This is a genomic window from Arthrobacter sp. C2, from assembly GCA_024207135.1.
In the GTDB taxonomy this organism is placed as follows: Bacteria; Actinomycetota; Actinomycetes; order Actinomycetales; family Micrococcaceae; genus Paeniglutamicibacter.
Genome location: CP042428.1, coordinates 2,376,972 through 2,390,963, shown reverse-complemented (window position 1 = coordinate 2,390,963; position 13,992 = coordinate 2,376,972). Strand labels below are relative to the sequence as shown.

Annotated in this window: 13 protein-coding genes; 3 read left to right on the top strand and 10 right to left on the bottom strand. The window is 67.3% G+C overall.

Going from position 1 to position 13,992, the window contains the following annotated elements; all coding sequences use genetic code 11:
* Nucleotides 1-131: 131 nt before the first annotated feature.
* Together FPY90_RS11185 and FPY90_RS11180 are read left to right on the top strand one after the other, a co-directional pair.
* Nucleotides 132-692: a flavin reductase family protein gene (locus FPY90_RS11185; RefSeq protein WP_307579364.1), complete on the top strand. Its 561-nt coding sequence runs from the start codon at nucleotides 132-134 to the stop codon at nucleotides 690-692.
* Nucleotides 693-759: 67 nt separating this feature from the next.
* The gene (locus tag FPY90_RS11180; protein ID WP_071214117.1) at nucleotides 760-948 is read left to right on the top strand and encodes a hypothetical protein; all 189 of its coding nucleotides are present in this window, start codon (nucleotides 760-762) and stop codon (nucleotides 946-948) included.
* A 107-nt stretch (nucleotides 949-1,055) separates the two neighbouring features.
* Here the strand turns inward: FPY90_RS11180 and FPY90_RS11175 are convergent, their stop codons facing one another.
* From FPY90_RS11175 to benA, 7 genes are all read right to left on the bottom strand, one after another.
* On the bottom strand, nucleotides 1,056-1,850 hold the full coding sequence (locus FPY90_RS11175) for an alpha/beta fold hydrolase (protein ID WP_307579367.1): 795 nt from the start codon (nucleotides 1,848-1,850) through the stop codon (nucleotides 1,056-1,058).
* A 38-nt stretch (nucleotides 1,851-1,888) separates the two neighbouring features.
* Complete coding sequence (locus FPY90_RS11170; protein WP_498681007.1) at nucleotides 1,889-4,540, bottom strand: helix-turn-helix transcriptional regulator; 2,652 nt, start codon at nucleotides 4,538-4,540, stop codon at nucleotides 1,889-1,891.
* 128 nt (nucleotides 4,541-4,668) lie between these two features.
* Entirely contained in the window at nucleotides 4,669-6,030 is a 1,362-nt protein-coding gene (locus FPY90_RS11165) for an MFS transporter (protein WP_286135303.1), read from the bottom strand.
* A 226-nt stretch (nucleotides 6,031-6,256) separates the two neighbouring features.
* On the bottom strand, nucleotides 6,257-7,096 hold the full coding sequence (locus FPY90_RS11160) for a 1,6-dihydroxycyclohexa-2,4-diene-1-carboxylate dehydrogenase (RefSeq protein ID WP_083411086.1): 840 nt from the start codon (nucleotides 7,094-7,096) through the stop codon (nucleotides 6,257-6,259).
* Nucleotides 7,093-8,646, bottom strand: coding sequence for a benzoate 1,2-dioxygenase electron transfer component BenC (benC, locus tag FPY90_RS11155; RefSeq protein WP_071214114.1), 1,554 nt, complete (start codon nucleotides 8,644-8,646; stop codon nucleotides 7,093-7,095). The genes FPY90_RS11160 and benC overlap by 4 nt, the downstream gene beginning before the upstream one ends.
* A gap of 123 nt (nucleotides 8,647-8,769) precedes the next feature.
* Nucleotides 8,770-9,315 (bottom strand): benzoate 1,2-dioxygenase small subunit, encoded by a 546-nt coding sequence (gene benB, locus FPY90_RS11150; RefSeq protein ID WP_498681004.1) that lies wholly within the window; start codon nucleotides 9,313-9,315, stop codon nucleotides 8,770-8,772.
* The gene (benA, locus tag FPY90_RS11145) at nucleotides 9,293-10,693 is read right to left on the bottom strand and encodes a benzoate 1,2-dioxygenase large subunit (protein WP_071214498.1); all 1,401 of its coding nucleotides are present in this window, start codon (nucleotides 10,691-10,693) and stop codon (nucleotides 9,293-9,295) included. Before benA ends, benB begins: the two co-directional genes overlap by 23 nt.
* Before the next feature lie 290 nt (nucleotides 10,694-10,983).
* Here benA and FPY90_RS11140 point away from each other — a divergent pair, with 290 nt between their 5' ends.
* Nucleotides 10,984-12,285: a benzoate/H(+) symporter BenE family transporter gene (locus FPY90_RS11140; RefSeq protein WP_083411085.1), complete on the top strand. Its 1,302-nt coding sequence runs from the start codon at nucleotides 10,984-10,986 to the stop codon at nucleotides 12,283-12,285.
* Between the two features lie 40 nt (nucleotides 12,286-12,325).
* Here FPY90_RS11140 and FPY90_RS11135 read toward each other — a convergent pair whose 3' ends face one another.
* The 3 genes from FPY90_RS11135 to FPY90_RS11125 are packed head-to-tail and all read right to left on the bottom strand — an operon-like array spanning nucleotide 12,326 to nucleotide 13,855.
* On the bottom strand, nucleotides 12,326-12,835 hold the full coding sequence (locus tag FPY90_RS11135; RefSeq protein ID WP_498681003.1) for a DUF2127 domain-containing protein: 510 nt from the start codon (nucleotides 12,833-12,835) through the stop codon (nucleotides 12,326-12,328).
* 11 nt (nucleotides 12,836-12,846) lie between these two features.
* Nucleotides 12,847-13,275, bottom strand: coding sequence for a DUF1232 domain-containing protein (locus FPY90_RS11130; RefSeq protein ID WP_307579376.1), 429 nt, complete (start codon nucleotides 13,273-13,275; stop codon nucleotides 12,847-12,849).
* Nucleotides 13,262-13,855, bottom strand: a complete 594-nt coding sequence (locus tag FPY90_RS11125) for a Chromate resistance protein ChrB (RefSeq protein ID WP_498681000.1) — start codon at nucleotides 13,853-13,855, stop codon at nucleotides 13,262-13,264. Before FPY90_RS11125 ends, FPY90_RS11130 begins: the two co-directional genes overlap by 14 nt.
* Nucleotides 13,856-13,992 lie beyond the last annotated feature (137 nt).

The following is a 13,992-nucleotide window of genomic DNA, read 5'->3' as shown; positions in this document are numbered from 1 at the left end:
ATGTCCCGGGGACCCCGCCGTTGTCGTACCCCCGCACTTCCGCGGCGCCGCGAGCGGTGCCGCAGCCGGGCACCCAGACAACACCAAGACCACCGTCGCAACCCGGCAAGACATGCGAAAGAGAACCAGCAATGACCCAGGAATCCATGTTGAACTCGGTTGATATCAGTGAACTGCGCAGCGCGTTTGGCCAATTCACCACCGGCGTCACCGTGGTCACCACGCAGGGCACGGACGGACATCCCTACGGCGCCATGGTGACCGCGTTCGCCGCGGTGTCGGTGGACCCGCCCCTGGCACAGATCACGCTGACCCGCAGCTCGAGGGCAGCCAAGCACCTCGACGGGTCCTCATTCGCCATCAATATCCTCTCCGCGGACCAGCTTGAGGTTGCCAGGCACTTCGCCGGCCAGCCCTTGGACCGCGAACCGGAATGGGTCCTGAACGGAAACGTCCCGGTGCTGGTGGGCAACGCCGCCACGCTGGAATGCCGGGCCTGGAACCACTACGACGGCGGCGACCACATCATCGTGGTCGGCGAAGTGACGTCGCTGACCATCGGCGATGCCGAGCCGCTGCTCTTCCACGAAGGCACGTTTCACCGCATCGGTGAACGCCTCCTGGGCGGAGATAGCGAAAGCTGGTTCGCCGGCGCCAAGGCCTTCCAGCCATTCGTTCCGCAACACCAGTGAGACCCTGCGCCGCCCGGCGCAGGCCAACCGACAGCCCATGCACCACCTGGCCACAAAGGAGCACACCATGTTTGTCCCAACACGGCGAAAGACCGCAGGAAACCAGCGTCCCTCCGCCAACGTGCGGCCGATATCCGAGACCGCACCGGTGCTGAACCACTGGGCCTGGACCGGGTGGATGCCCGAAGCCGAGCCCGAACCCCGGCACCCTGCACTGCCGGCGGCCGAAAACCACCCGGCGTTGCTTGCCGCATAAACCTTGCGTCCCGAGCGGTACGGACCAGCGAAGGGCCCCAGACAGCAAAGACGCTGGCTGGGGCCTTTCGTGCGTCAGGTGCTCGACCACGAGCGCACCGCGACCCGTCAACCGACCGAGCGGAGAAAATCCGTGGTGTCTGCCGCCACGCGTTCAGGGCATTCCCACAGCACCAGGTGTCCGGTGTCCGGATAGACCTTCAGGACCGAACCGGCAATCCGCGCGGCCAGGGCCTGCTCATCGGCCAGTGACAGCAGGTGGTCGTGCCCGCCCCACAGGACCAACGTGGGTGTCGCGATGGTTCCCGATTCGGTGGGCGGTGCGGCCTCGCACAATCCCTTAAGGATGGCGCGCCACACGTGTGCGGGCATCCTGGTTCCGTCGTCCACGCGGTCGTCAATGAACCAGGCGGGCACCTCGTGCAGCAGCGGAAACCAGGTGAGCGATTCGCGGACCCACGCCGCGCCGATCGGGTCTACCAGTGTCTCGACTTCATCGGCGAAGGCGGGCCAGCCGCGCAGGCTCAGCGGAGCGCCGACCAGCACCAGGGCCGCGACCCGTTCCGGGCGGCCCGCGGCCAGCGCCTGGGCCACATAGCCGCCGCTCGAGGAACCCAGGACGAAGGCCCGGGGGACCTCGAGCGCATCGAGGATCGCGGCCACGTCCGCGGCCTGTTCCGCCAGCGAATATCCGTCCTCCGGCTTGTCCGCATCGCCCTGGCCGCGCAGGTCCGGAGCGTAGATCCTGAAGCCGGCCAACAGGGGTGCGAGGCGGTCGAAGCTCTCGAAGGACTCGCCCCAGGCATGCAGCAACAGCAACGGCCGGGCGTCCGGATCCCCGTCGATGAAGCACGGCACCTCGATGCCGGTGGAGAGCGTGAGTTTGTGCGCCTTGGATCCCATGGTTTCAGGCTACGCCCGGGGTTCCCTCCTGCCCATGCCTACCCGTCGGACTCCCGGTACCGGGCGGCGAGCTCGGTGCGGGAGGTCACCCCGAGCTTGGCGTAGATCCGGGTCAGGTGGTACTGGACGGTCTTGGCGCCGATGAACAGTTCCTCGCCGGCCTTCTTGTTGCTCGCCCCGGCACAGACCAGCGAAGCCACCGCCTTTTCCTGGGAGGTGAGCGTCGACCAATCCGCGGCGTCGCGGCGCGGAACGCTGATGCCGGTGGCCTGCAGCTCCCGGTTGCACCGTTCGATGTAGATCGTGGCACCCAATTGGGTGTAACCGGCCAGCGCCCGGGTGAGCGGTCCGACGGCGTCCCCGCGCTTGCCCGCCCGGCGCAGGGCCTGCCCGTAGGCGTACTCGACCTGGGCCCGCAGCACCGGCAGGGCGGTTCCCTGCAGCTTGGCCAGGGCCTCGTCGAAGGCGGCCCGCGCTCCGTCGATCTCTCCGCGCGCACTGAGGATCTGTCCGCGCACCACCAGGGCGCGCGCTGTGGTCGAGCGGTGGTTGCGTGCCCGGGCCAGGGCCTCGTACGGGTCCAGCAACGCTTCGGCCTCCTCGAGGCGGTCCTTGCGGACCAGGGCATCGAGGTAGAGGTCCTGCCAGGGCCAGAAACCCGGTTCGTCGATTCCGCCGGAACGGTCAAACGCCAACAATGGCTCGAGGGCCAGAATGACCTCGTCGTGGTCGGCGCGGGCCCTGGCGGCCGAGGCACGCGCCATGCGGTACGGCACCTGCATCACTTCGTAGCTTCCGGTGCGTGCCCAGGCCTTGGCCAGGTGGGCCTGGGCCTCGTCCTGTTCGCCGCGCATGGAATGGATCAGCACCGCGGTGTGGTGCAGCAACGGGCGCATCAACTCGATGCCGGAGCGCTCCTGCAGGACGATGGCTGCCCGCACCGTCTCCAGCGCCTCGTCCCAGTCCCCGGAGGCGAACTCGGCCCGGGCCAGCCAGGCCCTGGCCCACAGGGCAATGCGGTGGGAACCTTCGCTGTAGTCGGTCGAGCTGGCGCTGGAAAGTTCGTGGCGGGCCAGCTCAACCTGGTCCCCGGCAACATGCAACCAACCCAGCGACATCTCGGCGCGCTGGCGCTGGGCACCCGAAGGCAGGGTGGACAGCAGCGCTGTCAGCATTTCCTCGCCCCGCATGGTTTCGCCGACCATGCCCAGACCCAGTCCCTGGATGACCGAGGCCTCGACGGCCAACGTGCTTTCCGGGCTGGCCAGCTCCAGGGTCTTTTCCGCCCAATCCACCAAACCTGGCCCGTCAATCCGGCAGAGCGCGTCGAGGACCCGGCGTTGGGCGACGGTGGCCATGATCTCGGTCAGCCCCGAGTGCGCGGCGCCGGTCCAGGCGCTGGCCAGCCACAAACCGGCGGTGTTGGCCAGGCCCCGGAGGATCGCGATGTAGCCCGAAAGCAGGTCGCGTGCGGGACTGGCGGCCAGGGAAGCCAGCTCGTCCGAACAGGCCAGCGCGCCGGGCAGGTCGCCTGCGGCCACCGTGGCGTCCACGGCACGCAGGAAGAGCGGGTCGCGGTGTTCCCGGTCCGTCGCCAGGCCAGCCGCCCGATGCAGGGCCACCGCTGCCGAGGCCCACTGCCCCTTTTTCGCCTGTCTTTGGGCGTAGCGCTCCAAAAGGTGCGCCAGCGCGGGATCCGAGAGCAACGTGGCATCGGCCCGGTGGGCCAGGGCGGTTCCTTCGGACTCGCTTGTGTCGGCAGCAGCCGCATGCAAGGCCAGACGGCGCGAAAGCGGGATCAGGTGGTAGACGGCCATCTGGGCGATCAGTCCCGGGAACACCAAGGAGAGGTTTCCGCCGGTTCCCGCCACGGACGCCAGCCCGGAGGCCACGCATTCCTCCACCAGCGGGAGCGGGTCCGCGGTTCCGGCCAAGCGAACCACGGCGTCCAGCCGTGCGCCGTACTCCATCACCGAGGCGGCCTCGACGAGGGATCTGGCATCCGGCGAGAGCCCGCCCAGCCGCGCGGCCGTGTCGGCGGAGAACGCACGGGGCACCGGGAACCGGCGGCCCGGTTGGTTCCAGGTTTCCTCGGGATTCTCCCTGACCAGGTCCAGGGCCGTGTGCATGTTTCCGCCGGTGTAGGCGGCCAGCTGGTCGGCCGCGGCTGCGGTGAGCTCGATGCCGAGCCGGGCCACGGAGATTTCCCTCAGGGCCGCTCCGCTCGGGGGGTCCAGCTCGATTGTGGTGCTGCCCGGCGCTTCGATGAGTTCGCGGGCTCCGGGCGGGAGGAACGCGGCTTCCTCCTGGCGCAGGGTCAGGATCACCAGCACCCGTTCGTTGCGCAGCCGCCGCCAGGCGAACAGCAGTGCGGCGAGGGATTCGGCGTCCGCCCACTGCAGGTTTTCCACCAGGACGATGCCGGTGCGCTTGCCGACCGCCTGGAGGAAGGCGAGCAGGGCCTCGGGCAGCGGGTCGGGACTCGCGGCGCCGGAGGCACCCAGCATTTCCTGCAGGGCCGATCCTGGCAGTTCCCTCTCCCAGCGGGCCCCGCCGGAGGTCCAGGCGGCAAGATGCTTGTTGTTTTCCATGAAGCGCCTGGCCACGGTGCTCTTTCCGCACCCGGCCGGGCCGCGCAGGATGAGCAGCTGCGCGGCACATCCCTCCGCGGCTTGCAGCAAGCGAGCCATCAAGGCCAATGACCGTTGTTGATCCATGGTTCCGCGTCTACCAATCTTTCAATGTACACAGACGGGGCTGCGTGGACATCCTTGTCCACGCAGCCCCCCAATGGTCGGTTGGTGCACCCGACCAGTGCTTATTTTGCGATGCCGGCCTGTGCCTTGACGGCGCGTACCGGGATGCCGGTTTCCGAGTTCCGCAGCGGAACGCACGCGGTGACCAATGCACCAACGATAGCAACCCCGGCAAAGACGTAGAAGGCGATGTGGTTTTCCACGCCCGCGGCCATGAGCAGCCCGCCGATCAACGGACCGAAGATGCCGCCCAACCGGCCGAACCCGGCGCACCAGGCAACGCCGGCGCCTCGCGCGGCGGAGTTGTAGTAGTTGGAAACGAACCCGTAGATCAGCACCTGGGTGCCGATGGTTCCAACCCCGGCCACCGCTACCAGTGCGAGCAGGATGCCGAAGGGAAGCTGCATGGTCAGCAGCACCATGGCGACCGCGGCGAGGAAGAACGTCGTGGAAACCACGCGCTTGGCACCGATGCGGTCGGCGCCCACGGAGGCAATGAGCCCGCCGAAGACCGCGCCGGCGTTGAGCACCAGCAGGAAGGCCAGCGAGTAGGACTTGCCGTAGCCGAACTGGGACATGATCTGCGGCAGCCAGGTGTTCAGGCCGTAGGTCAGCATCAGGCCGGCGAAGCTCATCAGGCCCAGCAGCAGGGTCGGCAGCGCGTACTTCCTGGAGGCCAGTGCCCGGAAGCCGATCTTGGTGTCAACGGCTTCGGGGAGAAGGGCGTGGGCGCCGGTGGCAACGGGTTCGGTGATCGGGACGCCGGTGCGGATCGAGACGCGCTGTGCGTCCTCGGTGCGGCCGCGGGCCATGAGCCATTCGGGGGATTCCGGGAGCTTGGCCAGTGCCATGGGCAGCAGGAAAAGGATGGGGGTGGCACCGACGAGGAAGAGCCCGCGCCAGCCGATGTGGTCCAGGAGCACGATGGCCAGGAGGGACGCCAGGACGCCGCCGACCGGGACGCCGGAATAGACGATGGCGTTGTAGTAGTTGCGCTTGCCCTTGGGGGCGAACTCGGCAACGACCGCGCCGGCGGTGGCCACCAACGCGCCGACCCCGAGCCCGGTGGCGAAACGCAGGGCACCGAACGCGAAGACGTTCGGGGCCAGGGCGGTCAGGCCCATGAACACGGAGAACCAGATGATGCCGGTGATCATGATTTTCCGCCGGCCCAGGTAGTCCCCGACCGCGCCGGTGGTCAGGGCGCCGACCATGACACCGAACAGGGCCCAGCTGCCCAGCACCCCGGCCGTGGCGGGGCCGATTTCCCCGAGCTGGGAGGGATCGTTCAGCAGGGTGGAGACGATGGTTCCGTAGACGACCAGGTCGTATCCGTCGAAGATCAGGGCGATGGCGGCAATGGCCACCACCCAGCGGACGGTGCTCTTTTGCCTTGCGAGGGTGCTTGGTTCCGGTGATTTCACGTTGTGCTCCGTTTGTCTCATGGGCCCGGCGCGCACGGCATTGTGCGGGTGTCAGGGCACGAACAAGTACCTCGGGGGATTCCCCGGGGTGTGGAAGCCGTGGCCCGGGGGATCCCGGGTGGCGGGCCGTGGAATTGCTGGGGTGGAAACTTGGTGCTGGTGGATACCGGTCGCAGGCGGCGGCAAGACCGCCGCCTGCGACCCGGATGGGGGGCGGGGACGGGGCCTAGCCCAGGTCCCCGCCGGCCACCGCCAGGGTGCTGCCGGTGATGTAGGAAGCCTCGTCGGAGGCCAGGAACGCGATGGGACCGGCCTGCTCCTCAAGGGTTCCGTAGCGCTTCAACAGGGTCGAATCGACGGTCTGGTCAACGATCTGCTGGTACCAGGCCTGCTCCTGCTCGCCCTCGGGTGAGGGGCCTCGCTTGACCAGGCGCTCGGGGGCCTGCGTGCCGCCCGGCGCGGTGGCCACCACACGGATCCCGTGGGCAGCCCCCTCCATGGCCAGGGCCGAGGTGATGGCCTTGACCCCGCCCTTGGCCCCGGCATACGGGACGCGGTTGACGCCTCGGGTGGCCACCGAGGAAACGTTCACGATGGTGCCGGACCCGGCCTTGATCATTTCCGGGAACGCGGCGCGGCACATCCACAGGGTGGGGAAGAGCGAACGCTGGATTTCCTTGCTGATCTCCTCCGGGGTGTAGTGCTCGTACGGCTTGGCCCAGATGGTCCCGCCGACGTTGTTGATGAGCACGTCGATCCGGCCGTATTCGCCGACCGCGGCGGTGACCGCGGACATCGCGCCCTCGAAGACCTCCAGGTCGGCGGTCACGCTCAGGGCGTGCACGCCGTGGGCCCGCAGGCCCTCGGCAACGTCGTGGACCAGCGGGGACCGGTCCACCAGTACCAGCTCCCCGCCCTCGGCGGCGATCCGCCGGGCCACGGCCCAGCCGATGCCCTGGGCCGCCCCGGTGATCAGCACGACCTTGGAGTCAAAGCGTCCGGCGTGGAAGGACTCGGGCAGGGAGGTCGTGGCGGCCTGGTGTGCCGCCGTGTTGTCGGCGCTCATTTGCCCGGGGTGCGCGACGCCGCGGCCATGGTGGCCTTGGCGTGCTCGTTGTGGGCGATGATGGCCGTGCGGGCGGCGGCCAGGTCCTGGTTTTCGAAGGCGGCGACGATTTGCAGGTGGTCGGCGTCGACCGCGCCGTCGATCCAGTGCTCCTTGCGCAGCACCTTGGCCATGGTCGCGGGGACCTCCAGGCGGTTGTACGCCTGCAACAGGTGTTCGTTGCCGACGCAGCTGAACAGGAACTGGTGGAAGGCCTCGTTGGTGATGGTGAATTCCTCGGAGCTGACGAACTTCTCGCCGTCCAGGGTCTTGCCGGCCAGTTCGGCCAGCACCTTGAACTCGACAAGCTGCTCGGGCGTCAGCTTGCCCATGGTCAGTTCAACGATGGCCAGTTCCAGAGCCATGCGCGCGTCGAATTGCGCCTGAAAGGTTGCGTGCTCTTCGCCGATTTCGTAGGCGGGCAGGGCTGCCGGGGCCTCGGAGGCGGGCGCCTCCGCCGGAGCCGCTGCCGCTTCGGGTGCCGGTGCGGCGGCATCGGGGGTGACGGCCAGTGCGAACTTCTCGAAGTAGAAGTTCTGCGGCTTGATGCCCTCGGCCTCCAGGTGGCGGCGCACGCCCTCGACCATCGGCGGTGGACCGCAGAGGTAGATGTCGACGTCGCCCTCGACCAGGTGGTGCGGCTCGAAGTGGTTGGTGACGTAGCCCTTCTTTTCCGAGCTGCTGGCCGGGTCGCCGACGACGGTGTCGAAGGTGAAGCCGTCGATGCGTGCCTTGTAGTCCTCGAGCACGTCAAGCTCGACCAGGTCGGTGTCGGTGTTGACGCCGTAGATCAGGTGGGTCGGGTGGGGGGTGTCCATGCCCGAGAGCTTTTCCAGGATGGCCAGCAGCGGGGCCAGTCCGGTGCCGCCGGCCAGCAGCAGCGAGGTGCGCTTGGGATCGCGCAGGAAGAAGCTGCCCATCGGGCCGGTGAAGTTCAGCTTGTCCCCGACGGCTGCGACGTCGCGCATGTAGGTGGACATCAGTCCGCCGTCGGTGATGCGGATCAGGAAGGAGAGGGTGGAGACCTCCGGGCCGGAGCTGAAGGAGTACGAGCGGGTCTGGCCCCCGGAGCCGGGAACCTCGATGTTCACGTACTGGCCGGGCAGGAACGAGAGCTCGTCGCGGTTCTCGATCTCGAGGCTGAACGCGTAGGTGGTCTCGGAGAGGCGGCGGATCTCGGTCAGCGTCGAGGAGTACGTGGTCGCGGCGGTCTTGGCGACGTCCGAGGTGGTGGGAATCTGCAGCACCAGGTCGGACTCGGGGACCATCTGGCAGGGCAGGCAGAAGCCCTTCTCGGCCTCGTCGTCGGTCAGCGCTTCCTCGATGTAGTCGCCGGCGTCGAAGGTGCCGGATTCGCAGAAGGCCTTGCAGGTGCCGCACGCGCCGTCGCGGCAGTCGAGCGGGATGTTGATCCGTGCCTTGTAGGAGGCATCGGCGACGGTTTCGCGGGGTCCGACCTTGATGAACCGGGTAATTCCGTCCTCGAAGGCGAGGGCAACCTGATAGGTCATGAGGGGAGCTCTTTTCAAAATAGTGCAGGGTGGTGCGGCAAGAGGTGCAAGGTGGTGGTGCGGGGGCGAATCAACGCCCCCGCACGCCGGTCTCGAAGGGCCTGGGAGGGGCCCGGGACGGGACTAGATGTGGTAGATGTCGACCACGTGGTGGATGTAGTCGTTCTTCAGGACGACCTTCTTGGCCATGATCACCGGCTGGGTGCCGGAGTAGTCGATGGTGTAGAAGGAGGTGCCGAAGTAGGTGTCGACGTTCTGGTAGCGGTAGTACAGGGTGAACCAGTTGAACCGGATATCAACCTTGTCGCCGTCGACGGACACGATCTCGACATTGGAGATGTTGTGCCCGGTGCGCGGCTCCGGCAGCGAGGTGGCGCTGGAGCGGTCGGTCTTGATGCGGAAGACGCGGTCTTCCAGGCCGCCGCGGTTTCCGTAGTAGATCAGCGAAATCTCGCGCTGCGGGTCCTCGGTGAGCTTGTCGTCGTCGGCCCAGGCGGGCATCCAGAAGGTGGCCTCGGGGTGGTAGCAGTCGATCCAGCGGTCGAAGTCGCGGTCGTCCAGGAAGCGGGCCTCGCGGTAGAGGAACTGCTTGATGTCCTCCAGCGCGAGGGGCCCGGAGCTGGTCTTTACCTCGGTGACGATGGCGTCAGTGGTTGCAGTCAATGTCATGCCCCTTTTCGGTGGTTCCGTTGGTGGTGTTTGCCGCCTCGGCGGCGACGGCCTCGCGCATGGTGGTCAACCAGTAGCCGTGCTGGATCGGGTACAGGCCCTCGTCCTCGGTGCGGGCGCCGGAGGAAATCGGCTCCAGGCCGATCTTCTTGGCGTTCTCGTCGGGACCGGTGATCTGGTGCGCCTGGCCGCGGGAAAGGTCGTTCCACTTGGCGGCGGTGGCCATGTAGGTCTTCTGGCAGGAACGGAATTCCTCCAGGTCGTCCGGCGTGGCCATGCCCGAGGCATTGAAGAAGTCCTCGTACTGGCGGATGCGGTTGGCGCGGGCCTCGTCGGATTCGCCGACCGGGGCGATGCAGTAGATGGTGACCTCGGTCTTGTCGACGGCCACCGGGCGGAAGACGCGGATCTGCGAGGAGAACTGGTCCATCAGGTACACGTTCGGGTACAGGCAGAGGTTGCGGGAAACACCGATCATCCAGTCGGCCTTGGCCTCGCCGTGGGCGGCGACCAGTTCGTCGCGCTTCTCGGCCAACGGGCGGTTGGCCGGGTCCAGCCATTCGGTCCACAACAGCAGGTGGCCGTTGTCGAAGGAGTAGTAGCCGCCCTCCTGCTTGTCCCAGCCACCGGCATCCATGGTCTTGGTGTCGTTGGAGGATTCGCCGGCCGCGCGGCGGGCCTGGGTGGCGGCGTAGTTCCAGTGAGTGGCCGAGACGTGGTAGCCGTCGGCACCGTTTTCCGCCTGCAGCTTCCAGTTGCCGTCGTAGGTGTAGGTGGAGGAGCCGCGCAGGACCTCAAGTCCCTCGGGGGACTGGTCCACGATCATGTCGATGATCTTGGTGGATTCGCCGAGGTGCTCGGTCAGCGGCTTGACGTCCGCGTTCAGCGAGCCGAAGAGGAAGCCGCGGTAGGACTCGAAGCGGGCGACCTTGGTCAGGTCGTGCGAGCCGTCCTTGTTGAAGCCCTCCGGGTAGCCGGCGCCGCGGGAGTCCTTGACCTTGAGCAGCTTGCCGGAGTTGTTGAAGGTCCAGCCGTGGAAGGGGCAGGTGAACGTGGTGCGGTTGTCGGTCTTGCGGCGGCAGAGCATCGCACCACGGTGGCTGCACGCGTTGATGAGGGCGTTGAGCACGCCTTCCTTGTTGCGCGAGATCACGATCGGCTGGCGGCCGATGTTGGTGGTGAAGTAGTCGCCGATGTTCGGGATCTGGGATTCGTGGGCCAGGTAGATCCAGTTGCCCTCCCAGATGTGCTTCATCTCCAGTTCGAAGACCTCTTCGTCGGTGAAGATGTTCCGGTTGGCGCGGAAGACGCCGGTCTCCGGGCTGTCGACGAGTGCGTCGTCGAGCAAGGTCGAGACTGCATTGAGAGTTTCAGTCATGGTGTGCTCCATCCTTCATAGGGGCGCTGGCGCCCGGGTCCACCGCTGGGGTGGCGAAACCATGATCTACACCATGCCAGTACGTGCGCGAACTCACACTGGGCATATGCCTAGGCTTGACCAAGGGTGGGGTTCATTGAGTGGATTGAGATATCAATCACACTATTCTGGGTATTTGTCTGGTGTTCACCGGCACCGTAGCGTTGGTGGCCAAGCGCCATGGGCCCTTACCGCGGCCATGCCGCCGGCGACGGGCCCGGGCATTCCCCACCCGAAAGGCGGCCCGCCCCGTGCCCGACAGCCATCGCGAGGAAACCGCAGCCACCGGGCGAAAGGCCCGCCGCCCGGGGTTCTGGGGAGATGTCTCGATCAGCGCGATCTGTGCAGGCCTCATCGCCGTGGCGGTCTCCTATGCCGGCCCGATGCTGGTCATCATCCAGGCCGCCGAGCGGGCGGGCCTCGAATCGGCGCAGACCACGTCCTGGGTCTGGGCGGTATCGGTGGGCAGCGGCATCGTGGGCCTGGTGCTGAGCCTGTTTACGCGCCAGCCCGTCGTGGTGGCCTGGTCCGTTCCTGGCGCGGCGCTGCTGCTGACGGTGCTGGGGGACTACGAATTCTCCGAGGCCGTCGGGGCCTACCTGGTGGCCGGGTTGCTGGGCCTGGTGCTCAGTTTGAGCGGGCTGTTCGGGAAATTGCTGGCCGTGGTTCCGCGGCCGATCCTTGCGGCCGTCCTGGCCGGGGTGCTGCTGCCGTTCGTCCTGAACGTGACCCAGGCGGTGCTTGCCTCGCCGCTGGTCGCCGGTGGATTGGTGGTGGCATATTTTGCCGGGCGGCGACTGTTCCCGAAGTACGCGGTGCCAGGTGCCCTGGTTGTTGGCGTGCTGCTGTCGGTGGCGGCCGGCCAGGCCCAGGCCCCGGAGCTGTCGCTGGCGCTGACCAGCCCGCTGTTCACGGTTCCCACCTTTTCCATCCAGGCCATCATGGGCATTTCCATCCCGTTGCTGATCGTGACGATGGCCGGACAGAACGGCCCTGGACTGGTCATGATGCGCACCAGCGGCTATGAGCCCAACGACCGGCTGCTGCTGGCCGGCACCTGCGTGGCCAGCGTGCTCTTTGCGCCGTTCGGGTCGCACGCCATCAACCTCGCGGCCATCACCGCGGGAATCTGCTGCGGGCGCGAGGCCCACGAGGACCCGGCCAAGCGCTATGTCGCAGGGGTTGCCGGTGGACTGTTCTTCATTGGCTTCGGGTTGTTCAGCGCCACGATCCTGGACCTCTTTGACGCGGTGCCGGGCGAGCTGATCACCGCCATGGCCGGGGTGGCATTGCTGGGCGCGTTGCAGGGGTCGATGCTGGACATGCTTGATGCCGGGCGGCATGGGCCGGCGGCCATCGAGGCCGCCGTGGTCACCCTGATCGTCACGGCCTCGGGCATTTCCCCCTTCGGCGTCGTGGCACCGTTCTGGGGCGTGTTGGCAGGTGCGGCCGTGTATCTGGTGCTGACGGCCCTGCGGAATCCGCGCGGCCGGAAAAGCCCCGTGGGCCCAATTCGGGAGCAGCAGGTCCCGGCCACCGAATCCCGGGGCTGAGCCGCCGGGGCACCGGTTCCGGGAGCGTATCCGGGCCGGTTCAGCCGGGCTCCACGCGGTGCGCCGGGTCGGAGACCAGGTCGTGCCGACGCTTGTGGCGGCGGTATTCGTGCCAGGTCAGCACCGTGACCGCGGCGTTGAAGATGGTCAGCGCCCACAGTCCGCCGGTGGGCGCCACAACTAGTTCGTACCCCTGGTAGGCGATGAAGGCCAGCAACATGGCAATCATCCAGGGGTAGGCCCAGAACTGCTTGCGCAGCAGCGCGGTGACCAGCACGATCTTCACCGCGCCGTGGATCAGCAGGTAGACGGCGGCGAAGGCGATCCCCTGGTCGGTCAGCCCGCCGGCCACGTGGAGCAGGTGCGTGGCGATGAAGTCCGTGGGATCCTCGGAGAGCTCCTCGCGCGTCAGCAGCACCACCAGGTGGTTCAACGTCCCGGGGCTGGCGAATAGCAGCAGCAGGCCGCCGATGACTTCCGCCAGTCCGTCAAGGCCCTTGCCAACGACGCCGATCCAAAACAGGCGTCCCCACCAGTCGAGCTTTTTCACGGGCGCTTCTCCTAGTCGGCAGGGGCCGCCGGGGCCAATCCCGCGAGCTTTTCGACCAGCAGCAAGCCAGCCGACGACCCGGTCCAGTTCCTCTCCAGCGACTGCCTCCCGGAGGCCCGAACCACCAGGCGCAGCACCAGGGCCACGACCAGGACGTCGTCGGCGTATCCGATCACCGGGATGAAGTCCGGCACCAGGTCGATCGGGGAAGCGAGGTAGGCGAGCAGGAAAAGCAGGGCCAGGCGCGGACGCAGCGGCAATTCCCGGTCCGACACGAGCCTGCCCAGGAAGCGGAGCAGGTCGGGCAACAATTTCAGGGCGTCGCCCAGGGCGACGGCCCCGGGGTTCTTGCGCGCGTAAAGCCACAAGGACGCCAGTGCCACCGCATAGGCCAGGAGCACGCTGCCGCCGATGACCAACAGGGGCTCAAGCCACGGCATGCGGGACTCGGCCCCGCCCGGAATCCGTGGTTCCCTGTTCGTCCGGGGAACCATCGTTGTGCAGCCGGGCATAGACCATGTCGGCATACTCCTCGAGGCGTGCGACGCAGATCTTCAGGTGTTCTTCGGCCGCGCCGGCCTCGGCCAGTTCCAGCACGTCGCGGCTCTTCAGATCGCGGTGCCACCGCCGCAGGCGTTCCAGGCTCTGCTCTTCTTCCTCCAGCTCGGCCAGGGTGAACTTTTCGATGCGGACCTCCTTGGCGATCTCGGCCTCGAACTTGCCGCAGTCGGCGGAGAACTCCTTCCACTCCTCGAGCCGCAGGGTTCGGAAGGCGGAGGCGACCGCTTCCTGCCCGGGTGCGCCGGCGGTCGCCGTGGAAAGCACGATGACATCGCCCGCGCCCTTGGCCGCCAGGTCCTGGACCTTGGCGAGGGAGCCTTGGAAATGCGGGGTGTCGGGCACGGTCCACACCCCCTGGGAGACGGGGGCTGCGCCGATGCGGCGCAGTTCGCGCCACACGGCGACGCGGTGCCGCGACGAGGCCCCGGTCAAACGAACGATCAATACCAACCATGTCATGGTGCAAGGATAGATGGTTACATCAAAGAATGTAACAAGTTATACAAGAATACTTGGTTCCCGGGGCAGTGCGCAGCTCGGTTGGCCACGCCGGTCCTGACCGTGCAGGGGCCAATGCTTGCCATCCCCAACCAGTA